This window comes from Enterobacter sp. SA197, assembly GCF_054131575.1.
The window spans coordinates 1,271,704-1,294,349 of record NZ_CP096393.1 but is presented as its reverse complement, the minus strand read 5'-3'; the positions used below and the strand labels follow the sequence as shown (position 1 = coordinate 1,294,349).

Genomic DNA, 22,646 nt, shown 5'->3' with positions numbered 1-22,646 from the left:
AACGCCGCCTTTCTTGCCTGCACATGCGCAAGGCGTATCATCACCCACAACGCACCAATAAAAATAGCACCCAAAAACGCAAAATTTTTTAGCCTGAGGCACAAAAAATTTCTCGCTCGCTCACATAATGACGGAAAAGACCTACGAAATTGCAGGATATAAGCATCAGGCTGCGCTTTTATGGAGCGCGGTATCATATTTATACCTCTGCACTCGGATATCGCTCTGCAAAAAATATATCGTGATGCTAAAAACTGAGCATGAGTAAAAAAATAATGCGGTATAGCGGAATTACTCTCTATTGTGGTATTGATTTTTACTCAATAATAACTAAAAATTGTTTTGTTAGATTTTAATTTCCAGGACAAGGAGTAATGTGATGTCAGAAGCACTAAAAAACCTTAACAACATTCGTACCCTTCGCGCGCAATCTCGCGAAGTTTCTCTTGAATCTCTCGAAGAGATGCTAGAAAAACTGGTTGTTATTGTTGAAGAGCGTCGTGAAGAAGAATCTTCACAGAAGCGCGAACTTGAAGAGAAAGAAGCAAAACTGGCTGCGTTCCGTCAGAAATTGCTGGAAGAAGGTATTGATCCAACTGAACTTCTTTCTTCTCTGAAAACCACCACTACCAAGCGTAAGTCAGTGCGTGAGCCGCGTCCGGCTAAATATAAGTATATTGATGAAGATGGCAGCGAGAAAACCTGGACAGGCCAGGGTCGTACGCCAAAAGCAATTACTGCCGCGATTAAACAAGGCAAAAAGCTCGAAGATTTCGCAATCTGATTTTTTTAGTGGGGAGCGTTTTTTTCTCCCCACTTCTCTTTCTTACACCCTCTTCGCTTTACGATCATTTCCCTTTGCCAGACGCCTTTCTCTCGCTTTGACCATACATTACTTCAGAATATGTCCTGATATTCTCGATCACTTTGACGTGCTGTTTACCTTCTCACGATCTGCAAGGTCAGTTCATCACCGCACCGTTTACCTGAAATTAGGATGTTTCCTGAATAATTATTCTGCCCCTTCCTGTGGTTATTACAGGTGGATCGAGGAAAAGGATTTTTCGTCCCCCAGAAACTACATAGTTTTACGCTGAATCTATTTTCATCTGAACATATGTTTTAAATCAGGTTGGATGTTCGGCGCGTGGGACATTCAGTACTCTCGTAGGGCACAATTTTATCAGGGTTATCAGTTTTAAAGAAACATGGCAGGTTATCTTCTTCTTAAGGCCTGGCAGGTACGTTATTCAAGGCAACAACCAGGTCTGATTGGTCGCAATTACCGCAGATTGCTGTTTATAAGCATCACACCTCGGTTACTCGCCTCCACTGCCGCCAGTTATACTCCCTGAGCGTAAAAACGCCTCATTGATTTTCAGTCAGTAGCCGTCAACATTTCTGAATGCAGGCTTCGGTTATCGGCTATGAAGATCGTTCTTCTAAAAGAGTGGCTGCTGCCGTAAGAATTTGACCTTGCTTACCAGTAGCGGCAATCGACCTTCACCGGTTTTAAGAAAAGGTATATTGCCCTTGCACGGCATCAACCCCGAGTTACGTGGCTGGTAGAAAATCCGCCAGAACAAAACGACGTGGCTGTTTATATACCAGGCGACGCTGGGCCAATGACACATGCCTGGCGAAAGGTCTTGCATTTTTAAATATGACCCAGAGGTTAATAAATCTAAGCAGTAGCCTGATTAAACGTGTATGGTAGGCCCCCCTCATATCAGGAGTTGCCTATGTCCGGACGTAAAGACGCATTAACCCGCCGTAACCATTTAGTAAAATGCCCGTGCCCTAACTGTGCCAAAGATTCTGAACATAGCTTCAGCCGGGTTCAGAAAGGTGCCCAGCTTGTCTGCCCATACTGCAATAAATTATTTAAATCTGCCCCACGTTTCTGACAGAACGTTCATGCCAGGTGTAAAGATGAATGATTCAGTAATCGACTCATCTGGCAATGTTGTTCACTCTCTTTCGTGACCGATCGAACAAATTTTTTCGGCAACTGGTCAGGCGACCTGGCTTATAAAAAGCTAAAGAGTAGCAATGTATTAATTTTAGCGTATAGTTGTTCCGGGTTTACATAAAAGGAACATCGTTGTCTCGTAAAATGACAGGCATTGTCAAAAGCTTTGACAGCCTCAGTGGTAAAGGGCTCATCACCCCATCAGATGGTCGAAAAGACGTTCTTCTGCATATTTCAGCTTTCAATACCAGTGAATCAGAACAACTCCTGCCAGGCATTCGCGTTGAGTTTTGCCGCATCAATGGTCTTAGCGGACCGGTAGCGGCAAATATATACCTCTCATAACAGTCACTGCATCCAGACGTTTTTTCGTAAGGTTAAGTAAAAACTTAAAAGCATAGACAAAGCGGATGTTAAGCGCACCGCGAGAAACCGACAGACATTTAGCCATCCGGGCGTGTGAGCGGTTAAAATAAAAAAAGTTAAACATTGCTAAATAAAAATTACTGTGCCTTAATGACGTTACCGGTTTGGAATACAGACCTTATGAACGCAGTTTTAGTAAAGCAGTCCTCAGTTCAAGTGTTATCCAAAGATACTCTTCTTCGTGAGCCTTCTCCTAAGCGCCAAGTAAGTAACTCTTTTATTACAGGCCATCATCGCCGCCTCGCGTGGCTCATCAACTAAGGAAGTATCTATGTCTAATAAAATGACTGGTTTAGTAAAATGGTTTAACTCCGATAAAGGTTTTGGCTTCATCACCCCTAACGATGGCAGCAAAGATGTATTCGTACATTTCTCTGCTATTCAAAGTGATAGCTTTAAAACTCTGGATGAAGGTCAGCAGGTTTCTTTCACCATTGAAAATGGTGCAAAAGGCCCGGCAGCGGCTAACGTTACCGCGCTGTAAGCAAGACCCTGTTATCGTGTAGAGGTGAAAAACCGGTCCTGTCTAAGGCCCCCTTATTACGCTCTGCTGATAATCATAAAGCCCGCTTATTGCGGGTTTTTTAATACCTTAACGCTGACAATGCATTTTTACCCGTGCTCATGATCGTCGTCCTGCCAGGGTGTCTTTGCCAGAGCTGACAAAATTTATGGATGTCAGTGGTATATTTTTCCTTCGATATATCCTTTAAGCAAAAAGCGAAGTGATACAATGAGTGATAACGCAACAGCGAGGAGAAATTTATTCCTAACATTAAATTTACATGTCCGGTCTGTAACTGTAAGAAATTTATTTTTACTACCTTCAGTGCAGACAAAGATACCCCACATGGCGCGCTATGCTCGGCCTGTGGTACCCGTTTATCTATAAGATCCTGCATTCCAGACGACGCTCATCTTTCTCAGATTATGGTTTTTCACGACATCAGGTAGGTTATAGCGAAGCGGATGTTTTTGCCAGACTCTATGACTAGCAATCTTTCTTCTATAAAAAGGTAATAGTTGAAAGCTGACATAATAACGTCGTAAAAATAAAATCCTTGCCTTATTTTCGACGTGCCATTCATTTTTTTGTAAACATAACCGACTTAAGCGCCCGCTCATAAAGTTCAATTTCTTCTAACGATGCGCTGGATTCATATTTTTGGGCGTACTGACGTTTCAAATGCTCAATTAATGCTTCCCTACTAAATTCTTCGCGTGGGCGTGTACTGAGCAGGAACTCTATCGCTTCGCCAATTATTACATTCTCATTTTTCACGCCAACCCCTTGTTTAAGATATATTCTTAACAACCCAAGGAGTAAATGAGAATTCATCATCAGGCATAATCATGTGGACTAAAGTGCAATTCGCCATGAATATACGAATGAAATTAGATAATATTCACGGTTAAGGTTGATTGGTTACATTAAACCTAAGCATACGCCATTATCATGCGGATAGCTTGTTTTAATACCGGTTAATCAGACCTGGTCCTGAAACTGCAAAAAAAGAGTTCCATAACGTTAAAAAGAGTCACCCACTGGCGTCTCTGCCGCTACGTTTTCAATCGTGCTTATGCATTATTACCCCTCCCCTGCGACGTTACGTTCTGGGCATTTTTGATCCGAAAATAAAATCCCCCACGCCGTGCTCCTGCTATTAAAAGATAAAATATGCTCTGACAGAGCGTTAAGGCTGTCATTCTCCCCTACACTTTCAGATATGGTTAGCCTTACTTACGCCTGAAAAAGTTGAAACGGGTTATACGCAACAGAGGCCACATTACAAACGCCCTCTGCCGGGCATCTGCCAGTGGTTCATCTCTTGTTTGACCATGGCATAGCAGATCAGGAGAAGGTTCAATGTCAGACTTTCCAGCCACTGCGCTGATTGGACCGGGTGCGATAGGGACCACTATCGCGGCGGTACTGCATGAAGCAGGCCGGACGCCGCTACTTTGCGGACGCTCCGCGCATTCAACATTAGTCTTGCGTCATGATGAAGGCGAAATTGTTGTTCCCGGTCCGGTGTTAACCGATCCCGCAACCATCAAACACCCCATGAGCCTGGTTTTCGTGGCGGTAAAAACGACTCAGAACGCCGACACTGCCAGGTGGCTGTGCGTTTTATGCGATGAAAATACGGTGGTCTGCGCTTTGCAAAATGGTGTTGAACAAAAAGCTCAACTTGCAGGGTTGGTCAATGGCGCAACGGTACTGCCGTCGGTGGTCTGGTTTCCGGCTCAGCGTGAACCTGATGCATCGGTCTGGCTACGCGCTAAACCGCGTCTGACGTTACCGAATGTTCCGCAGGCAAAACGGGTGACAGAGGCCCTGAGCGGCACCTCATGCAGCGTTGAGCTGTCCGACGATTTTTGTTCTGTGGCCTGGCGCAAGCTTTTACAAAATGCGGTAGCCGGCCTGATGGTTCTGGCAAATCGCCGTGCCGGTATGTTTTCCCGCGAGGACGTCAGCACGCTTGCCCACGCTTATCTGCATGAGTGTCTGGCGGTAGCTCGCGCAGAAGGGGCGGTACTGGATGATCGTATCGTGGAGGAGATCATAGAGGGTTTTCAACGCGCCCCCGCCGATTTAGGCACCTCGATTCTGGCCGACCGGCAGGCTAATCGCCCGATGGAATGGGATATCCGTAACGGCGTGATACAACGCTACGGTCATGCTCATGGCATTCCAGTTCCGGTTAGCGATGTGCTGGTTCCGCTGCTGGCAGCGGGAAGTGAGGGGCCTGGCTAATCACGCCAGCAAAACCGCGACCGCAAACAACACTCCTGCGTAAAAGCAAAGAAACAGCTCAGATTTTACGCGCCAGGTGTTGCCAGCGGCGGAGTGTGATGCACTTATACGCTGTTATTAAGCAGGCATACAGCCAGGTATTTCATAAAAAAGGGCAAGCGACATTACCTGCCCTATAACTCTGCACCTTAAGTTAAATGATATATAAGAAGCTACCTTGCTCCCGGTTGTATTCATTGTTTCGGGTTGAAGGCTCCACGCTTTATGTTTACAAGCCTGTTATTCCCGGATAGAGAACCCTTACTGGATTCCTTTTCTGCGTTGAACGCCTGAGATATCCAGATGTCACGGATCAAGGATGAGCAGGTTTTACGGTGTTCTTCATTTAATGACACCTGCATTTTACTGACGATGCTATTTATTAGCTCGCTATGAGTAAGATTTTCTTCCAGCAGCAATTCCTTTACCGTTTGCATTAAAATTAAATCTTCGGGGCTCACACTACGCTTAAAAATCATGGTGGCGACCTAATTTCTTAAGGTAAAATTAAGGTTTGCTCATAATCAGCCCTGCATTATTGCGGTTCTGAATTGATGTATAAGCAATTAAAAAATACTGCCGTTTTTGCTTGATTTCAATAACCAGGCCTTTATTATCTGTTTGCGACATGAATGTTATTTTTTACATGCACCAAAATAATTTAATTTAAGTTTACTTTTCCAGGAAAGCTGGCTGATTTAATTTTTTCGTTATAGTGCAAAAGTATGCGAACACTGTGCAAAGCGTGATTCCGGTGTTTATCATCTGAGAATGCAAGGGGTTATCGGTCATGGACACCCGACAACAATCTGGGTGTATTTATGATAGATATCAAAAAGATAGATTTTTTAAGTAATAACTTCACCTGGGTGTCGCTCTGTCTGCTCAGGAACAGTCGTGTGCTCCAGGCAGAACGCCATTATGTTAACGGTGATTGTAGCCACTCATAGTAAAGAGACGAAATATCGGAAGATTTGAACAGGGACTTTTGCAATTGACCGGAAATGTTCGCTGCGAGAATGATTGACAGTATTATCATTGAGATGTTTTTAAGGTTAACACCCTTCTCATGCTAATTATTATCAGGGTGGCATTTACTGAGTGTTAAACAGATCACATATATTATGCAATACAGAAAAAAATATTAAAAGAAACAAACCTTGCATCATGCTTCTTACAGATAATATTAATGTTTTATCAAACACGGCCGATGACAAGATGAGTCAATTCATAATGAATATTAGACCCAGCATTTACACTACGCGAAACAGTAGAGTGAAAGTTTCCGTAACATAAAGATAATTAAAGAAAACCAGGTATTTTAACGAGGAACCCTCTATGGCTCAGCTACTACCATCTCTAAAAAACCTTCCTGTGGCTGCTAAACTATTTGGTGGCTTTACGGTTTTAATAATTATTATCGTACTCTCTTCTTTGATCAGTATTGTTCAGTCTGACACCATCCGCAATCATGCCCTTAAGGGAAAACTCATTAATGAAATTAGTGACGAACTGAACACGGCAAGACGTAATCGTTTGATATACCAGCTTAATCATGAAGATGCGGCCCTGCAGAATAATATAGCAGCCATCCGCAAAATGGATCAAATTGCGTTTAAGGGTCAAAACTTCACCTGGGATAAGGATGCAGGGATCTTATTTAAGGAACTGCGCGATACCATCCCTCTTTACGCCAGTCAGCGTGACAGCTTTGTACAGTTAGACTCCCTGACAAAGCAAAAAGCAGCGCAACTGACCTCACAGGATTCGAAAGCACCACTGGTTCAATACAGTGCCCTCCTGTTCCAGCAGCAAAGCATTTCTAAAGATGAAGTGTCGTTACTTGTCGATTTGAATGAGATGGGAATGTCCGTGTATGAGATACAGTCCTCCACCGGGAAACGTGGGATGGACGACTTTATGACGGAGTACAATGCTGCATTAAAGTTGATAAATTCTGAAAACATCGTCCTTTCTCTCCCGGCAAAGGAACAGGCGTTAAAGTATCTCAAGCTCATGCGTGAAAACGTAGAGGCCTATAGTCATTCCTTAATTGAATCCCAGAAAGCAGCTACGGTGTTAACAGGTGTGGCTGATAAAATAAACACAATTACGACCGATCTTGTTGCAGGGCAAACACAAAAAAATATTGATGTCATTCAAAACGTAATGTTAACCATGGCATTGGTTGCCGTCTGCGCAGTAATAACTGGACTGCTCGTGGCCTGGCTGTTGACAAGGCAGATGACCCGCCAGATCAAACATAACCTGACGCTTGCTGAACGCATAGCCGGGGGCGATCTCACTGCGATTATTGAGCCTCAGTCGAAAGATGAACTTGGGCGGTTAACCATCGCGATGGGCATAATGAACGATAAGCTCCGGGAAATGATCGCCCAAATCAAAGAATCTGTTGTCCACGTCGCCAGCGCCTCTTCTGATATTTCGGCTGGCAATGTTGACCTCGCTTCCCGTACGGAAGAGCAGTCAGCGGCAGTGGTCGAAACGGCTGCGAGTATGGAAGAGTTGACCTCTACGGTCAGACGTAATGCTGATAACGCCCGTGAGGCAAGCCAGCTTGCCGGGGTCGCCGCCGAACATGCTCGCGCTGGTGGAAAAATTGTCTGGGATGTGGTCAGCACAATGGAAACCATCACTGAAAGTTCTAATAAAATTACAGATATCATTAATGTTATTAACAGCATTTCATTCCAGACGAATATTCTGGCATTGAACGCTGCAGTCGAGGCAGCGCGCGCGGGAGAGCAAGGTCGCGGATTTGCGGTGGTGGCCGGAGAAGTACGAAATCTTGCGCAGCGAAGCTCGCAGGCTGCGAAAGAAATTGAAGTTCTGATCAAAGAGTCAGTCAATCGCGTGCATCTTGGTTCCGAAATGGCTAATCAGGCTGGTTCGACTATGGAGCAAATTGTCGAATCGGTTACGAATGTCAGCGGCATTATGAATGAAATTTCCGATGCTTCAGATGAGCAAAGCAGAGGTATTGACCAGATAGGGAAAGCTGTCACCGAGCTTGATTCTACTACCCAGCAAAATGCTGCCCTGGTCCAGGAGTCATCAGCAGCGTCATTATCTCTTGAGCAACAGGCCGAACAGCTTTCTCAATTGGTTTCAGTATTCAAAATTGGCACTGAACCGCAAAAAAATAAACCTAAATCCGCCTTGCCTGTCAGACGTTCCCTGCGACCTGCAGCAGTGACGAGCGCCGGGACTGACTGGGAATCCTTTTAATATTTATACCCTCCTTAACCGGAGGGTATAAAAATGGTTTTAATTTTCACTGAAGCGACTCTAAGGCCTTCTTTATAGTAACGTTTCTTACCAGGCGCAGTATTTACCATAGTGGCCGGCACACCACTCAGCACCCGTGCGACTTTATAACGTTAACGATAGTTTGAATGAGTAGAGTCACAACTATATGCCTGGTAAGCTTTTTTAAGATTTCTATAAGACAAGCAAAGATACTTTTTTGGGATTCATGAGTCATTAATTCAAGGTCTAATCATGAGCTTATTCGATAATAGAACGCCACCCTCGCTGGATGGCAAAACTCAAGAGATACTCCAGCAAATTACATTACTCATCCCGGGTTTAATGATATTTATATTTTTAACCATAATTCTCACGCTTGTTCAGATAAAAAAAGATTTAAATCACTATGATTATAATGAAAAGTCTCATTTAATAACAAAATCCCTTGATAATCGCCAGGAAAATTTACGTTTGCATTTAACAGATAATGCAAACTGGAATGAGGCTTATGATAACCTTTCAAGCACCGTGAACAAAAACTGGGCCTGGAATGAGCAAAATTTTGGTAGTTCTCTTTACTCAAAATTTAACTACGAAGGTGTTTTTATTTTATCTCCAGATGGGAAAACTCAGTATAGCATACAGAATGGGCAACTGAGTACAGTACCAATGGATAAATGGTTAGGAAAAGATATTTCCCGGAGCCTTTTCGCTGCCCTTGATGAAAGTAAGGGAAAAACCATTTCAAAATTGATTAATATTAATGGCCAGGTTGCATTAGTGGCAGCAGCATGGATTGTGCGTGAAAACATTAAATTCGAGTCTTATATTAATCAAAAAAATACGTTGATGATTTTTTTCGACATATTAACTCCAGTGAAAATGCAGAAACTTGGAGATGAATACGGCATTACCGATCTCCATTTAATATCAGCACACGCTGCGGATCCCATATTGAATCAGAGTAAGATTTGCACCTCAGATATTGAAGAGTGCTTAACGGTTGCGTGGCAGAGCAAATCCCCTTCTGAGCATTTACTTTACTGGGTTATCCCTCTGCTGATTCTTTTCATGGTCACTGCTGCGCTCTTCGCCTTACATCTTACCCGTAAGGCTATGATGAAAGCACGTTTGAATGATGAACAGACATTTTTGTTGGAACAAAGCCGCTCTGAATTATTATATAGCGAGCAACGCTTTAAAGACGTTGTCGATGCAACGACTGACTGGATATGGGAAGCTAACCCTTCGTTAAAGATTACATGGATTTCTGCGCGCTTCCCATTAATTACTGGCTACAGTATCAATGAGTGGCTTCAGCGAAGCTTAATAGACTTTTTTGAAGATAACCATGCCACAATCAAAGGCTGGCTGACGCCAACCCAATCAGGTAACTGTTTGTCTTTGTCTCATTGCCGTTACGTTTCCGCGACGGGCAATAACCGCTACTGTAACTTAACTATAAAGAGAGCACGGTTGCCGGATGGCACAATGGGCTTTCGTGGTACCGCCTCTGATGTCACCCATGAGGTGGAAGCGAATGAGCGTATTCGCTTTCTCTCCCATCATGATGCATTAACGGGACTGCCTAATCGCGTAATGATGCAGGAATTTCTTACAGGTAAATTACAATCCCGAAGCGAAGCGGGTAATTCGCTGGTAATGTTGAGTCTGGATCTTACGGATTTTAAATCAGTCAATGATTTATACGGCCACGCCGCAGGCGATATCGTTCTCAGCGAAGTGGCTGACAGGTTACGCCATTGCTTAAGTGATTCAGACATGGTGACACGCCAGGGAGGAGATGAATTTATCATTATTGTATCTGACCCCAGCCAGGATAATGATATTGATGCTCTTTGTCAGAGAATTATTGATTCGGTGAGTAAACCTTATCATGTCTATAATAACCAAATATTTGTAGGTGTGAATATCGGTTGTGCACGTTCGCCGCAGGATGCCCTGACAGCTAACGATTTATTAATCTATTCGGATATCGCCCTGTATAAATCGAAAAACAAAGGCGGGAACTCCTATGAAATCTATCAATCTGATATGTTCAAGCAAATTATCCAGCGCAGGGAAATGGAAAGTGATTTACGTGAAGCAATAGAGAAAGACCAACTGTTTCTGGTTTACCAACCTAAATTTGATATCAAGAAGTCATGCATGACCTCAGTGGAAGCCCTGGTGCGCTGGCGGCATCCCCGGCATGGAGTCATTATGCCCGATCAGTTTATCTCTCTGGCTGAAGAAACGGGTATCATAACCTCTATTACCGATTGGGTACTTGAAAATGCCTGCAAGGAAGTCGCCCAGACTTTTGATAAAATTAGCCTTTCAGTTAACATTTCGCCCCTGGAATTTAAAACCAGTGATGTAATTCTCAGAATTAAAAAAGCCCTAATGGCTTCCAGTTTATCTTCATCTCGCCTCGAACTGGAAGTCACCGAGAACATCACATTATGCAAACCGGAGCGCGCATTGCAGATAATGCAGGAATTGAAAGAGATGGGTATCAGATTAGTTATCGATGATTTCGGTACAGGTTTTACCTCTCTGTACCACCTGCATAGTTTTCCTTTTCATGGAATAAAAATTGATAAATCGTTCATCTTTGCCATGAATGACTCACAAACTGCAAAAAATATAGTTGAAAAAATCATTGGCATAAGTAAAGACTATAACATGGAAGTCACTGCAGAAGGCGTTGAAACACAGGAGCAGCTGTTACAATTAAAAAAATACAATTGTGATATTGCACAGGGCTATTATTTTAGTCGCCCTACCTCGCTGGAAGTTATTCGATGCAATATGTACGAAAAAGAGGCATACAAAATTGTAGATTTATTAAAATGTCGATAGGTAACTTTCAGAGAAAACAGGTAGCTGACGGGGTGATTTTTAAACCCCACGAGCATCGTCCTGGGTACCCGTTTACGCTCCGCGCGTTGGCAAGCCACTATAGTCGGACTCGTCAGTGTGATTCCCGACCCGCCGCTATGTTTCTGGCGCGTGGTCATAGCGATAGTTTAAGGTTTAGCATCCCGGGCGGGCTTCGTTAACCACAGCCTGGTGATGCTCTTTTCGCCGCTCTGAGGCGACCTGGTTTTCGCTGAAATAGCGCGAATGCTGTCAAGTCAGACTTATTCAGCTACATTAAATATTCCTGTCGCCCAGGTACTCGCTTTCGAAAGTTTTCTGTTTATCAGCGAGTATCACCGCCTTGATCAAGGAGAGGTTATGAAGCCAGTCGAAGAAGTGATTGATGACCTGCAGTGCCGTGCTTTAGCTTATGAAATAATTTTTCAGTCTATTTGCTCGCAACTCCCGCAGGTATTTATAGAAAAAGCCGCAGAAAACATCGACCTTTACTTTGAAACCTTTGAATCCAGCACGCATTCCGAGGCAGGAAAGGTAAAGCTCAAGAGTGCAAAAGCGATTGCCACAAGGATCTTAGGTACCAGGCGTTAACCTTTACTGCTGGCCTGATAGTTACGCCAAAAGGAATGAACGATAATGCTAACGCCGCACTGGCGGGAATGGCCCGACCCAACACTCTGGCGCTAAGCGGCAGTTAACAGGTAACCGCCTGAGAGGCCCGGTTTATACCGCCGTGGGGTTTACCGCTGCCGCCAGGGCCTCGCTCGCACAAAACAGGCGTGGATCATGCCACGGCGAAAAGACAGAGCACGTCAGCCGAAGCATCGATAAATCTGACGCCTGTTGACCGCAGTCTCCGCTCGTATACCCTGACAGAAGAGAGTCATAGGGTAGTGAATCCCGGGTTGAACAGAATGGAATAAACATAAGGAAATATATCGATGACAATCCCTCTTCTCGTAACAGAACGCCTTTTACTTAAGCCGCTTGTCCCAGAGGATGCTGTTCAGATTCAAAAACGCTACCCACACTGGGAGGTGGTTCGATATATGGTCGCCTCAGTACCCTGGCCTTACCCGGATAATGGCGCAGAGAATTACGTCAATAACGTCGCGCTTCCTGATATGGCAAAAGGCGTGGCCTGGTTCTGGACCATCAGATGTCGTGAAACGCCTGACGAGCTCATGGGGCTAATCTGTCTTTACGACGTTGAGGATAATAACCGCGGATTCTGGCTGGCACCGGAATATCAGGGGCAGGGCTATATGCGTGAGGCAAGTATTGCCGCAACCGATTACTGGTTTAATACCCTGAATAAGCCAGTGTTGCGCGCGCCGAAAGCAGCAGACAACAGCCGGTCCCAGCGTATTTCAGTCAGTAGCGGTATGCGTCTTATTCGGACGGAAAAGAAAGCCTATGTGAGTGGTCTGCTTGACTCCGAACTATGGGAAATTACCCGCGAAGAGTGGAATGCCCGCCATAACGGCTGATTTATCCAGGCCTGTGTTAAACCAAATGCGGTCCTTCGCAATGTCTCGTCCTGCCGCCTCTCTTATGGCGGCCTTACGTTAATGCAGTCGTCAGCAAACCTGCGGTCAGGAACGACAGTCATTATGCAACATGCAACGATCCCGCCCTGCCTGCTATGCGCTTTAATCTCGCAGTCCAGGGCGCAGATTCTGTGCCTGTCGAATAACGTATTACTTATCGGCTGACTTCGACATCTGCTGCGCAGACTTCAGGTGCTGCTCAACGACAGGCGTATGCGCGTCGGCCAGCGCCTTCACATCCGGATCCTTGATCTTTGTAGCGTCGCTTTTCAGGGTCGATAGCACCATTTTGTGATCTTTGGTACCGGCATTTTCCATATACATTTTGTCAAAGGCCTCGCCACTCTGTTTTTCCAGTTTAGCGGCCATGGTCTTGTGGGTGGCGTCCGGCTCAGTCGGTAGTTCCACCCCTTTTTGTTGGGCGACCGTCTGTACTTTGGTCAGCGCGTCGCCGTGGTCTTTGATCATTTGCTCCGCGAAGGCTTTAACTTCGCTACTTTGCGCCTTCTCCTGCGCAATCTTCGCGGCAGCGATTTCATTGATATTGGCCTGGGCCATATCTTTTAACGCTTTTGCGTCGCCGGCGCTAAGCTTAGTGCTCGATTCTGCCTGACCTGCGACGTTACTCTGCGCTGCATTCGTCTGCGTCTGGGCTTGCACGCTTGCAGTGCTGAACAATGCGGCTACTGCCGATAAGGCAATCAGCCCTTTCAGGGTTTTACTCTTCTGCATATTGCTCTCCTGCTAACAAGTAAGGTAGGTATGAGGTAATTTTTCGGGCTCAGCCTCGTCTAAAAAATGCAGCTGCACTGGTCAGTATAGCGGCTCAGGGATTTAAGACCGGGGTTAACGACTCTTTGCCGCTGAGAACAGCGGAAAATGCCCCAGGCAAAGCAGGGAAGATCGTAGCGTTCGAAGCCTCAGGAAAGAGCGGAATCGTAGCATCGCCCCCATGAATACTGTGCCCACCTGTATCGCGCCATGCAGCAGCATCTCGGTCGAACGGGGGGAATTGAGGACCATAATATGAAGACTTTTCATCAATTTACGGCGATCACACTGGACGGCCAGCTTATCTCTATGGCCGACTACGCAGGCAAGGTCGTTGTGGTGGTTAATACCGCCAGCCATTGCGGCTTCACCCCGCAATATGGCGGCCTTGAGGCGCTGTACAAAAAATATTCCGCCCGGGGTCTGGTGGTGCTGGGATTTCCCTGCAACCAGTTTGGTAAGCAGGAGCCCGGCGACGCCGATGACATCGCCCAGACCTGCCACATTAATTACGGTGTAAGTTTCCCGATGTTCGGAAAAGTAGAGGTAAACGGAACCGCAGCGCACCCGCTGTTTCGTTATCTTAAAAACGAATTACCTGGCTTGCCGGGCGGGCGAATCAAATGGAACTTCACTAAGTTTCTGATTGGACGCGATGGTACACCGCTCAGGCGTTTTGCCCCCTTCACCTCCCCGCAAAAAATGGAAACGGCCATTCTTGCAGCACTCGATCTCCCCGAGCGTTGTTAATGCAGTCATTCCATGCTCAGCACTTACAAACATGAGACTCATCTCCCTGCTGGCGTACCGCGGAACAGCAGCGTCAGGCCCAGGGGCTTTAGCGCCGCTCCGCGTACCGAAACCGTTGCTTTACGCAGTGCGGCTTTTGCAAAGAGGGGAAAAATATGGCAGGTAGCAGTATGACAATTGCGTAGTACAATGCTTGCCTTAAAAACAACATTGCAAAAACAGACATTCAAGCGCTGAACCCACTTCCCCGATAAATCAGTGCCGCATTAGTTACGGGCGTAAATTATTCAGCATGAGCTTTACATAATGATGTCTTTACGGGTTGAGAGATGCTCATTTATTGAGCGTCACTTGTCAGATGGAAATTTAAGTAGGTTAATTTTAAAGTGAGGAAGACGTTGAAGACCAAAACTTTTACTACGGTATCTTTGTTAACTGCCGCCCTGTTTCTTGCAGGTTGTGATAATAAAGAGGAGGTAAAAAATACTCCCCCTGCTGACCAACATAAACAGCAGGCGCAAGCGGTCAATAAAACTCCCGACATTCCTGCTGACGCAGCATTCACTGCCATTAATACCAACCTGCAATGCCTGGGGTTATATAAAAAAGTTTCTGGTACCTCACCCGATGAGAACTACGCTTTCCTGATTGCGCCACAAGAGCTGATGAAGAAAGAAGAACACTTCGAGCGAACCGACTTCATCAACAGCATGCGTGCAAAAATTGATGCCATGACCGATACGAAGGTCAGCGACTATTTTACCCTGACGTTAATCCACAACGACAGAAAACCAAATAACGTGTTTATCACCCGCTACATTGAAGCGAACGATCAGAGCTCCGCGCATCCAAAAGGCGTTGCAGGTTTTCAGGTCTGGGTAAACAGCGACAGCAAGCAATTTTTATTCAACGAACAGACCGGCTACGAAAAACATACTAACTGCGCTATCGACCTGTCTAAAACGGAGCGCATCAGCTTTATTCCGGCCACCGACGAAACACTGGCTCGCACCATTTCGAAATCGCTGGAAAGCGGCAAAATGAGTGTCCGTTACTTTCTGAAAGCAACCGGCACTGACTATGTTGGCAACAGTGGTCAGCCTAATATGGTTCCTCTGCCGCTGATTAAAAGTGAAGTGCTTAAACTCCAGCTTCTCGGAGAAGACGGAGCGGTCCTCACCCAGGTCAATGCGCCTGAATAACGTCAGATAAACAGACTATGTTGGCCTGACAAGGAGTGCCAGAAGAGGCAAGGACGCCTCGATAAACCACGTGACTCGTATTCCTCTGGCGTCGTTCATTCATCCCCCATGCAAACCGCTGTCTTACGGTTGAGTGAGGGAGGCATCAGGCTCTCACGTAATGGGCAGCAGCAGAGTAATAAATAATGTTATCCATTCCGCTCATCTGAACAGTAAAATTCAACTCTTATCCCACTTGGCTCATAACACATCATATGCATTGAGGGCCCCTCTCTGATAAGAGTTGGCTCAAATTCAATTTCTATCTGATTTGCTTTTAAAATATCAAGGATTCTGTATAAATCCGCCTTACTATTAACCCGCAACGCTAAATGATGAAGGCCGACATTCTTTTTACGATCAAAGCTAACGGGGGCCTCAGTTTGTGTTTTCCAGAGCGTCAGCATCAGTGCTTCATCTTTTACAAAAATAGCGGGATAATCCTCACGCCGTTTTACTTCCTCCCAGCCCAGCAGTTTGGTAAAAAACGCCGCACTTGCCTCAAGATTTGATACAGCTAAGCCAATATGTTGCACACCTGCTGTCAGTGACATTGTTATTCCTCTGCGTCAGATAATATTGAAATACGTTGCCTTATTTTCGGCATGAACTGGGCATGAGGTACACTTTGAATAATAGTGCTGGTCACTCACGCCCTTCATTATTCCTTTGGTTCAGGCTGTACTTCCTGCTTAAACGTCGCGCAGCCCGAAGCGGCGTTATTCCTGCTCGCACAGATGTCTGTCGAGAAAATCACGCACTTTAACGGCTATTTCTTCTGCGTGAGTCTCGAGGGCGAAATGTCCGGTATCAAAGAACTGAATGTCTGCATCAGGAAGATCGCGTTTCCATGCTTGAGCCCCTGCTGCCAGGAAAAAGGGATCGTTTTTGCCCCATACGGCTAACAACGGTGGCTGATAATCACGGAAATAGGTCTGGAAAAGAGGATACATCTGCACATTCGAGGCGTAATCCAGCAACAGATCAAGCTGAATCTCAGCATTGCCAGGCCGCACTATTTGCGCCCCTTCAAGCGTATATCCATCAGGTGAAACAAGGCTTTTATCCGCAACGCCCTCCAGGTACTGCCATTTAATGGAGTCCGGCGTCGGGAATCCGCGTAACGCCTCCCGGTTTTCGGGCGTCGGTTCGCGCCAGTAGGTCTGAATAGGTGCCCAGGCATCGCCCAGCCCCTCTTCATAGGCGTTGCCGTTCTGGGAAATGATGGCTGTTACCCGCTGCGGATGTGCCAGAGCCAGCCGCCAGCCAACAGGGGCGCCGTAATCGTGAACCATCAACGCATAGCTTTCAAGATTAAGTGCCTGCGTGAACAGGTTGATGGTCTCTGCAAGCTGGCTGAATGTATAAGCATATTCGCCCCGCGGCGGGGCCTCTGTAAAACCAAAAGCGGGCAAGTCTGGCGCGATAAGATGATAGCGGTCGGCGAGGCGAGAAATCAGATCACGAAACATGAAGGAAGAGCCCGCAAAGCCGTGGAGCATAAGCAGTGTCGGCGAAGCCGGGTCGCCTGCCTCGCGATAGAAAATCTTCACATCACCCGTCTGTTTCACGCGGTAATGGACCTTTGCCGCTTCACCAGCAGAACGAAGTGTGGATGTTGATAATACCATGATAACCCCTATGTAACCGTTAAATTGCTTATTTGAAGGTTACACATAAATTTGGTAACCTGTCAAAATTAATTTATAGGTTACGGATTGATATGGACAACCAACTCACTGCTTCCCGGCCTCTCTTCCTCGCGGATAACCTCGCGCTGGATTTCATCAATACTGAATACGGTACCGGCGATGCACGGCATGATTGCCTGGTAGACGATCGCAGCGTCACCGACTGGCTTGTCATGGCAGGTGTGGTATCTGAAGGCACGGAAGCACCGCCCGGATTACTGGCAGCAGCGCGTCAGTTCAGGCAGGCAGCAAGGAGGGTCGTAGAGGCAGCGATGCAGGCTGTTGCAGCTGATGTGCATGTCATTAACGCGATACTTGTGGAAGGACGCCCGATGACCAACCTGCAATGGTCTCCGGACAGGCAGCAGTACCAGGTCGACGTTCAGCCTGATTGCCATCACCCCTCAGGCCTTCTCTGGCCTGTCGCCGACGCCCTGGTGAGGCTGATAACGGACGATAAATTCGAATTTGTACGTCAGTGTGAAGCCCACGACTGCATTCTGCTGTTCCATGATCTGAGCAAATCACATCGCCGCCGCTGGTGCAGCATGGCGACCTGTGGCAACCGCATGAAAGTGGCAGCCTTCAGAAACAGAACGAGAGCCTGACCACGCTGAAGGTTTTCTCAGAGGAGGGGTAGGAAACTGATTGTCTCCCATGAGGTAACGCTCTACAGTCAGCTTCAGTTTTGACGTGACCCTCATCCCGAGTCACCCCCGGACTGTCTGATACTTGACCAAGGAGAACGCCAGTTCTACCATCACTCTATGAACAAGAACACCACCACTACGACTACGCGAGAAAAAATTCTCGCCACCGCCGAGGATCTCATCTATCAGAACGGCATTCATGCCACCGGTATGGATCTTCTGGTAAGAACCTCAGGCGTTGCCCGGAAGAGCATTTATCGCTATTTCGCCAACAAAGAAGAAGTGACTACCGCCGCGCTGAATGCCCGTGATGTACGCTGGATGGCGTGGTTCCGGGCAGAGTGCGACAAAGCGGAGACCCCACAGGGGCGGATCCTGAATATATTCACCGTACTCCGGGACTGGTTTGAGTCAGACGGCTACCGTGGCTGTGCGTTTATCAATACGGCGGGGGAAGTGGGTGACAGCAGCGATCCTGTTCGCCAGATTGCCAGGATGCACAAACAAAAGTTACTCGACTACACCCTTGAGCTTGCCGGTCAGCTGAATATTGACCACGCGTCCTCCCTCGCCAGAAAGCTGCTGCTGCTGGTGGAAGGTGCTATCACCATCTCTCGTGTGATGGGCGATTACCGTGCCGCCGACGATGCCAGAGAGATAGCGCAACTGTTACTGGAGCAGGTTTCTTAACGGGCGTCTGAGCCTGACCTGAGTTCAGGTATTAACAGCTTCCCGGTCACTAGCCTGGCCGGGGAGACATTTTGTAGTTCTGGCAATACTCCCTCTCTTCACAACTCCGGCTTTTGTTACTTTGCGCATGGCAGAGAAGATGTTATTTCTGCTCTGCCGCCCTCGTCCGGCTGGTGACAATCCCGAGCCTTATTTTCCGAAATCTACGCGCTATTACCTGCCCCGCCTTTCCAGTCGCCCGTAATTCCCCTGTTTAATCTTTGACCACAGGCACACTGACAGGCCGGGAAAATTTAAACCCACGGTGTTAGCCCGAACACCATCAATAAAAAAATGAATCCCCATTACGAAATAACCAATTGTTTTAATTAAATTTTCCTGGAAACTGAAAGCGATTCTCCACCCGTCAGAGGCCTTTGCTGGCGTAAATTTCACCGTTGTTTTAATAAGTCGCTTGACGAAGGTAGAACGATCGTTCTACCATTAATGCATGGACAAGAAGCAATACCTCTGGCCAGATAATTTTTAACGTAGTTGAGGAAGACTTCACCGGCTCAGATAGAGAGGTGATGGCCTCATCCCCCTTCGCGTAAGGGACGTTGCGGGACAGTGGCAGAAACTTAATGTCTGAGTATCTAAACCCCGTTTTTGCGGGTATACCCACATACACAGGAGTCTTTAACATGTCCCATAGCGAAGTTCGTCCGCCACTGCCGCCTTTCACCCGCGAATCCGCCATTGAAAAAGTGCGTCTTGCCGAAGATGGCTGGAACAGCCGCGATGCGGCAAAGGTCTCGCTGGCATACTCACTGGATACGAAATGGCGCAACCGTGCCGAGTTCGCCAACAATCGTGAAGAAGCAGAAGCGTTTCTTGCCCGCAAATGGAAAAAAGAGTTTGAGTATCGCCTGATCAAAGAGTTGTGGGCGTTTACGGATAACCGCATTGCCGTGCGTTACGCCTATGAATGGCGTGATGATGCCGGTAACTGGTTCCGTTCTTACGGTAACGAGAACTGGGAATTTGGTGAAGATGGACTGATGCACCATCGCTATGCCTGTATCAACGACATGCCTATCAAAGAAAGCGAGCGCAAATTCCACTGGCCGCTGGGACGCCGCCCGGACGATCACCCTGGTCTGTCGGATCTGGGCCTCTGAATCTGGCGATTACCCTCCAGAAAGCCCGTGGTCACTCACCTGGCCGGGGCTTTATCCTGGCCCGTCAGTGTGGCGAAAATGCTGGCGTACCAGGTATCCACTTTCATTAAAAGCAGGTGCATCAGGGCAGGAATACCTGAGTATGCCGCCCATTTATATAGTGCACTATTTAATATTACAAAATTTAAAAAGGGTATGACGATGAAATTCAAGTCAGCGTTACTGACTGCTGCAATGGCAGCCGTTTCGATCAATAGCTTTGCCGCTCAACCGCAACCTGAACATCACGTTCAGCAGTTCCTGAATGTGCTGAATAGCAGCGGAGGTAAGCCGATTGAACAACGCTCTGTGCAGGAAGCGCGCCAGGTGCTCATCGATGCCCAGAAGGGCGCGAAACTGCCTGCAGCAGAGGTCAGTGAAAGGACAATAAATATTGAAGGGGGGGAAATGACACTAAACATTGTGAAGCCCCTGAATGCGCAAGGAACCCTGCCCGTTTTCATGTTCTTCCACGGCGGTGGCTGGATTCTGGGGGATTTTGAGACCCACGAACGCCTCGTTCGTGACCTGGTGACAGCCTCGGGCGCGGCGGCGGTCTTTGTTAATTACACGCCATCGCCGGAAGCGCATTTCCCAGTTGCCATTAATCAGGCATATGCCGCCACCCGCTGGGTATCTGAACACGGGAGTGAAATTGGCGTTGACGGAAAACGCCTGGCGCTGGTAGGTAACAGTGTCGGCGGAAACATGGTTGCAGCCGTGGCGCTTCAGGCTAAACAGCATCATGCGCCTGAGATTCGTTATAATGTCATGCTCTGGCCCGTCACTGACGCCCATTTTGATACCGGCTCCTATAACCAGTATGAAAATGGCTATTTCCTGTCACGCAATATGATGAAGTGGTTCTGGGACGCCTACACAACAAAAGAGAGCGATCGTAATAATATTCTCGCCTCTCCGCTGCGCGCAACGCGTGAGCAGTTGCAGGGCCTGCCACCTACGCTTATCCAGACAGCTGAACTTGACGTGCTGCGCGATGAAGGCGAGGCTTTTGGCCGCAAACTTGATGCTGCCGGTGTAGACGTCACGGTTACGCGTTATAACGGGCTTATCCATGATTATGGTCTGCTGAATGCCTTAAGCGAAGTCCCGGCGGTGCGGGCTGCGCTTGGTCAGGCCGCTTACGAACTGAAAACACACCTGAAATAAAGAAGCTGACCAGCCGGCATCACCGGCTGGTCACGGGCGCTTTTTTCAAACTCACTGGCGGCAAAGGCAGCCCGCTCTCTCTTTTTCAAATGCACGATTTTTGCCGTTCACCCCCTGAGCTTATCGTTAAAACGCAGGTTATTTACGTCCACGCAGCTTGAGAAACCCTGCGACAGGTTTGCGCTTGCGCCACTCTGCACCCATCTTTAAGGACACCGTCTTTAGCAATGCATCCATAACGGGATGGCTGAAGATTCACTGATTGTAAGGAGAAGACCATGTCCTGGGAAAACGGGGAACTGCCCTCAACCATGACCGCCATCGAAATTACCGCGCCCGGTGGGCCTGAGGTTTTGCAGGCCACCACACGCCCGCTGCCGCAGCCAAAAGAGAATGAAGTGCTCATTCACATTGTCGCCGCAGGCGTCAACGGCCCGGATATCATGCAGCGCAAAGGACTTTATGCGCCACCGCCAGGTGCGTCAGACATCCCCGGCCTTGAGGTAGCCGGAATTGTGGTGCAGACCGGTAAGGATGTGCAAAAGGTCAAACCGGGCGACCATGTCGCCGCGTTGATTCCCGGCGGTGGGTACGCGCAGTACTGCGTGGCGGATGCAAGCAACACCCTGCCGCTACCGCCAGGTCTGAGTCTGACAGAAGCTGCCGCCCTGCCTGAAACCTTCATGACCGTCTGGTTAAATATGTTCGAGCGCGGCCAGTTCAAAGCGGGTGACACGATTCTTATCCACGGCGGCGCATCAGGGATTGGCACCACCGCTACGATGCTGGCAAAAGCCTTTTGCGCCGGAAAGATTATCACTACTGTCGGTTCGCAAGCTCACCAGGAGGCCAGCCTTAAGCTGGGGGCAGATGTCGCTATCCTCTATAAAGAGGAGGATTTCGTAGAGGCGACGCTTCAGGCAACGGAGGGTCAGGGTGCCGATATCATTCTCGATATTGTGGCGGGCGACTACGTTGCACGAAACTACGCCGCAGCGGCGATGAATGGTCGAATCGTGCAGATCGGTGTCATCGGTGGCGTCGCAAAAGAGGTAAATTTGTTTCCCATGCTCAGCAAGCGGTTGACCCACCTTGGATCCACTCTGCGTTCACGCACCCCTGCCGAGAAAGCAGAAATCATTAAGGCACTGAGTGACAAGGTACTGCCGCTCATCGAAACCGGCGCAGTCAGACCGCAGATATTCAAAACCTTCCCCCTGGAGAAAGCCCGGGAGGCGCATCAGTTAATGGATGCCAGCGGTCATATTGGTAAAGTCGTGCTCATTGCCGACGAAACCCTGGGCTAACCCGCCTAAGGTAACCATAAGAGCGGCAAGGGAATAATGCGCCAGGCGGATTGTTTTGAACAAATATTGCGCGGAATTACTCCCTTTGCCCTCATTAGCGGTAAATACGTAACAGAAGCAACACCTGCCGCTTTTATTTTAACCAAACAGTAACATGGGTAAATTTTTTATCTCGCTGATTTTAATAGGCTATTTAATTCAACCTTGATCTAAAAGACATGTTATTAAAGACAGTATTGACAGCGTCATAAAATTGTCTAAATTAGATATCAAAGGGCA

21 protein-coding genes are annotated in these 22,646 nt (G+C 47.4%); 16 read left to right on the top strand and 5 right to left on the bottom strand.

Features of this window, described 5'->3' with window-relative positions:
* Window positions 1–379 precede the first annotated feature (379 nt).
* From M1D91_RS05840 to cspE, 4 genes are all read left to right on the top strand, one after another.
* Entirely contained in the window at window positions 380–784 is a 405-nt protein-coding gene (locus M1D91_RS05840) for an H-NS family histone-like protein (protein WP_437433736.1), read from the top strand.
* A 958-nt stretch (window positions 785–1,742) separates the two neighbouring features.
* Complete coding sequence (locus tag M1D91_RS05835; RefSeq protein ID WP_437433737.1) at window positions 1,743–1,907, top strand: YnfU family zinc-binding protein; 165 nt, start codon at window positions 1,743–1,745, stop codon at window positions 1,905–1,907.
* Window positions 1,908–2,104: 197 nt separating this feature from the next.
* Window positions 2,105–2,317 (top strand): cold shock-like protein CspF, encoded by a 213-nt coding sequence (gene cspF / locus M1D91_RS05830; protein WP_437433738.1) that lies wholly within the window; start codon window positions 2,105–2,107, stop codon window positions 2,315–2,317.
* Window positions 2,318–2,669: 352 nt separating this feature from the next.
* Complete coding sequence (cspE, locus tag M1D91_RS05825) at window positions 2,670–2,882, top strand: transcription antiterminator/RNA stability regulator CspE (RefSeq protein ID WP_437433739.1); 213 nt, start codon at window positions 2,670–2,672, stop codon at window positions 2,880–2,882.
* A gap of 600 nt (window positions 2,883–3,482) precedes the next feature.
* On the opposite strand, the gene M1D91_RS05820 is transcribed toward cspE, so the two are convergent.
* The gene (locus tag M1D91_RS05820; RefSeq protein ID WP_437433740.1) at window positions 3,483–3,740 is read right to left on the bottom strand and encodes a hypothetical protein; all 258 of its coding nucleotides are present in this window, start codon (window positions 3,738–3,740) and stop codon (window positions 3,483–3,485) included.
* 525 nt (window positions 3,741–4,265) lie between these two features.
* Here M1D91_RS05820 and M1D91_RS05815 point away from each other — a divergent pair.
* Window positions 4,266–5,156, top strand: a complete 891-nt coding sequence (locus M1D91_RS05815) for an oxidoreductase (protein WP_437433741.1) — start codon at window positions 4,266–4,268, stop codon at window positions 5,154–5,156.
* Window positions 5,157–5,389: 233 nt separating this feature from the next.
* Here M1D91_RS05815 and M1D91_RS05810 read toward each other — a convergent pair whose 3' ends face one another.
* Window positions 5,390–5,674: a hypothetical protein gene (locus M1D91_RS05810; RefSeq protein WP_437433742.1), complete on the bottom strand. Its 285-nt coding sequence runs from the start codon at window positions 5,672–5,674 to the stop codon at window positions 5,390–5,392.
* An 859-nt stretch (window positions 5,675–6,533) separates the two neighbouring features.
* Here M1D91_RS05810 and M1D91_RS05805 point away from each other — a divergent pair.
* The 4 genes from M1D91_RS05805 to M1D91_RS05790 all read left to right on the top strand — a co-directional run bounded on the left by M1D91_RS05805 (window position 6,534) and on the right by M1D91_RS05790 (window position 12,838).
* Window positions 6,534–8,444: a methyl-accepting chemotaxis protein gene (locus M1D91_RS05805; protein ID WP_437433743.1), complete on the top strand. Its 1,911-nt coding sequence runs from the start codon at window positions 6,534–6,536 to the stop codon at window positions 8,442–8,444.
* A 273-nt stretch (window positions 8,445–8,717) separates the two neighbouring features.
* Entirely contained in the window at window positions 8,718–11,330 is a 2,613-nt protein-coding gene (locus M1D91_RS05800) for a bifunctional diguanylate cyclase/phosphodiesterase (protein ID WP_437433744.1), read from the top strand.
* A 378-nt stretch (window positions 11,331–11,708) separates the two neighbouring features.
* Window positions 11,709–11,939 carry a hypothetical protein gene (locus tag M1D91_RS05795; protein WP_437433745.1) on the top strand — a complete coding sequence of 77 codons (231 nt, stop codon included), beginning with the start codon at window positions 11,709–11,711 and terminating at the stop codon, window positions 11,937–11,939.
* Window positions 11,940–12,289: 350 nt separating this feature from the next.
* Window positions 12,290–12,838: a GNAT family N-acetyltransferase gene (locus tag M1D91_RS05790; RefSeq protein WP_437433746.1), complete on the top strand. Its 549-nt coding sequence runs from the start codon at window positions 12,290–12,292 to the stop codon at window positions 12,836–12,838.
* 210 nt (window positions 12,839–13,048) lie between these two features.
* Here the strand turns inward: M1D91_RS05790 and M1D91_RS05785 are convergent, their stop codons facing one another.
* The gene (locus tag M1D91_RS05785; RefSeq protein WP_437433747.1) at window positions 13,049–13,630 is read right to left on the bottom strand and encodes a DUF4142 domain-containing protein; all 582 of its coding nucleotides are present in this window, start codon (window positions 13,628–13,630) and stop codon (window positions 13,049–13,051) included.
* 294 nt (window positions 13,631–13,924) lie between these two features.
* On the opposite strand from M1D91_RS05785, the gene M1D91_RS05780 reads away from it, so the two are divergent.
* A complete protein-coding gene (locus tag M1D91_RS05780) occupies window positions 13,925–14,419 on the top strand; it encodes a glutathione peroxidase (RefSeq protein WP_437433748.1) in 495 nt (164 codons plus the stop codon).
* A 398-nt stretch (window positions 14,420–14,817) separates the two neighbouring features.
* The gene (locus tag M1D91_RS05775; RefSeq protein ID WP_437433749.1) at window positions 14,818–15,621 is read left to right on the top strand and encodes a hypothetical protein; all 804 of its coding nucleotides are present in this window, start codon (window positions 14,818–14,820) and stop codon (window positions 15,619–15,621) included.
* Between the two features lie 188 nt (window positions 15,622–15,809).
* On the opposite strand, the gene M1D91_RS05770 is transcribed toward M1D91_RS05775, so the two are convergent.
* Window positions 15,810–16,214, bottom strand: coding sequence for a VOC family protein (locus tag M1D91_RS05770; RefSeq protein ID WP_437433750.1), 405 nt, complete (start codon window positions 16,212–16,214; stop codon window positions 15,810–15,812).
* Window positions 16,215–16,379: 165 nt separating this feature from the next.
* Window positions 16,380–17,291, bottom strand: a complete 912-nt coding sequence (locus M1D91_RS05765) for an alpha/beta fold hydrolase (protein ID WP_437433751.1) — start codon at window positions 17,289–17,291, stop codon at window positions 16,380–16,382.
* A 92-nt stretch (window positions 17,292–17,383) separates the two neighbouring features.
* On the opposite strand from M1D91_RS05765, the gene M1D91_RS05760 reads away from it, so the two are divergent.
* The 5 genes from M1D91_RS05760 (at window position 17,384) to M1D91_RS05740 (ending at window position 22,367) form a co-directional block, all read left to right on the top strand.
* Window positions 17,384–17,959 carry a CGNR zinc finger domain-containing protein gene (locus M1D91_RS05760; protein ID WP_437433752.1) on the top strand — a complete coding sequence of 192 codons (576 nt, stop codon included), beginning with the start codon at window positions 17,384–17,386 and terminating at the stop codon, window positions 17,957–17,959.
* Window positions 17,960–18,118: 159 nt separating this feature from the next.
* Window positions 18,119–18,691, top strand: a complete 573-nt coding sequence (locus tag M1D91_RS05755; protein WP_437433753.1) for a TetR/AcrR family transcriptional regulator — start codon at window positions 18,119–18,121, stop codon at window positions 18,689–18,691.
* Between the two features lie 683 nt (window positions 18,692–19,374).
* Entirely contained in the window at window positions 19,375–19,851 is a 477-nt protein-coding gene (locus M1D91_RS05750) for a nuclear transport factor 2 family protein (RefSeq protein WP_437433754.1), read from the top strand.
* A 201-nt stretch (window positions 19,852–20,052) separates the two neighbouring features.
* Window positions 20,053–21,060, top strand: a complete 1,008-nt coding sequence (locus tag M1D91_RS05745; protein ID WP_437433755.1) for an alpha/beta hydrolase — start codon at window positions 20,053–20,055, stop codon at window positions 21,058–21,060.
* 278 nt (window positions 21,061–21,338) lie between these two features.
* A complete protein-coding gene (locus M1D91_RS05740) occupies window positions 21,339–22,367 on the top strand; it encodes an NAD(P)H-quinone oxidoreductase (RefSeq protein ID WP_437433756.1) in 1,029 nt (342 codons plus the stop codon).
* The last annotated feature ends 279 nt before the right edge of the window (window positions 22,368–22,646 follow it).

Excerpts from the sequence above, each read along its gene's own strand:
- M1D91_RS05760 (WP_437433752.1), top strand. The coding sequence starts at position 17,384 with ATGGACAACCAACTCACTGCTTCCCGGCCTCTCTTCCTCGCGGATAAC.
- M1D91_RS05795 (WP_437433745.1), top strand. The coding sequence starts at position 11,709 with ATGAAGCCAGTCGAAGAAGTGATTGATGACCTGCAGTGCCGTGCTTTA.
- M1D91_RS05740 (WP_437433756.1), top strand. The coding sequence starts at position 21,339 with ATGTCCTGGGAAAACGGGGAACTGCCCTCAACCATGACCGCCATCGAA.
- M1D91_RS05820 (WP_437433740.1), bottom strand. The coding sequence starts at position 3,740 with ATGATGAATTCTCATTTACTCCTTGGGTTGTTAAGAATATATCTTAAA.
- cspE (WP_437433739.1), top strand. The coding sequence starts at position 2,670 with ATGTCTAATAAAATGACTGGTTTAGTAAAATGGTTTAACTCCGATAAA.
- M1D91_RS05805 (WP_437433743.1), top strand. The coding sequence starts at position 6,534 with ATGGCTCAGCTACTACCATCTCTAAAAAACCTTCCTGTGGCTGCTAAA.
- M1D91_RS05755 (WP_437433753.1), top strand. The coding sequence starts at position 18,119 with ATGAACAAGAACACCACCACTACGACTACGCGAGAAAAAATTCTCGCC.
- M1D91_RS05810 (WP_437433742.1), bottom strand. The coding sequence starts at position 5,674 with ATGATTTTTAAGCGTAGTGTGAGCCCCGAAGATTTAATTTTAATGCAA.
- M1D91_RS05745 (WP_437433755.1), top strand. The coding sequence starts at position 20,053 with ATGAAATTCAAGTCAGCGTTACTGACTGCTGCAATGGCAGCCGTTTCG.
- M1D91_RS05800 (WP_437433744.1), top strand. The coding sequence starts at position 8,718 with ATGAGCTTATTCGATAATAGAACGCCACCCTCGCTGGATGGCAAAACT.
- M1D91_RS05750 (WP_437433754.1), top strand. The coding sequence starts at position 19,375 with ATGTCCCATAGCGAAGTTCGTCCGCCACTGCCGCCTTTCACCCGCGAA.
- M1D91_RS05815 (WP_437433741.1), top strand. The coding sequence starts at position 4,266 with ATGTCAGACTTTCCAGCCACTGCGCTGATTGGACCGGGTGCGATAGGG.
- M1D91_RS05790 (WP_437433746.1), top strand. The coding sequence starts at position 12,290 with ATGACAATCCCTCTTCTCGTAACAGAACGCCTTTTACTTAAGCCGCTT.
- M1D91_RS05835 (WP_437433737.1), top strand. The coding sequence starts at position 1,743 with ATGTCCGGACGTAAAGACGCATTAACCCGCCGTAACCATTTAGTAAAA.
- M1D91_RS05785 (WP_437433747.1), bottom strand. The coding sequence starts at position 13,630 with ATGCAGAAGAGTAAAACCCTGAAAGGGCTGATTGCCTTATCGGCAGTA.
- M1D91_RS05780 (WP_437433748.1), top strand. The coding sequence starts at position 13,925 with ATGAAGACTTTTCATCAATTTACGGCGATCACACTGGACGGCCAGCTT.
- M1D91_RS05840 (WP_437433736.1), top strand. The coding sequence starts at position 380 with ATGTCAGAAGCACTAAAAAACCTTAACAACATTCGTACCCTTCGCGCG.
- M1D91_RS05765 (WP_437433751.1), bottom strand. The coding sequence starts at position 17,291 with ATGGTATTATCAACATCCACACTTCGTTCTGCTGGTGAAGCGGCAAAG.
- M1D91_RS05770 (WP_437433750.1), bottom strand. The coding sequence starts at position 16,214 with ATGTCACTGACAGCAGGTGTGCAACATATTGGCTTAGCTGTATCAAAT.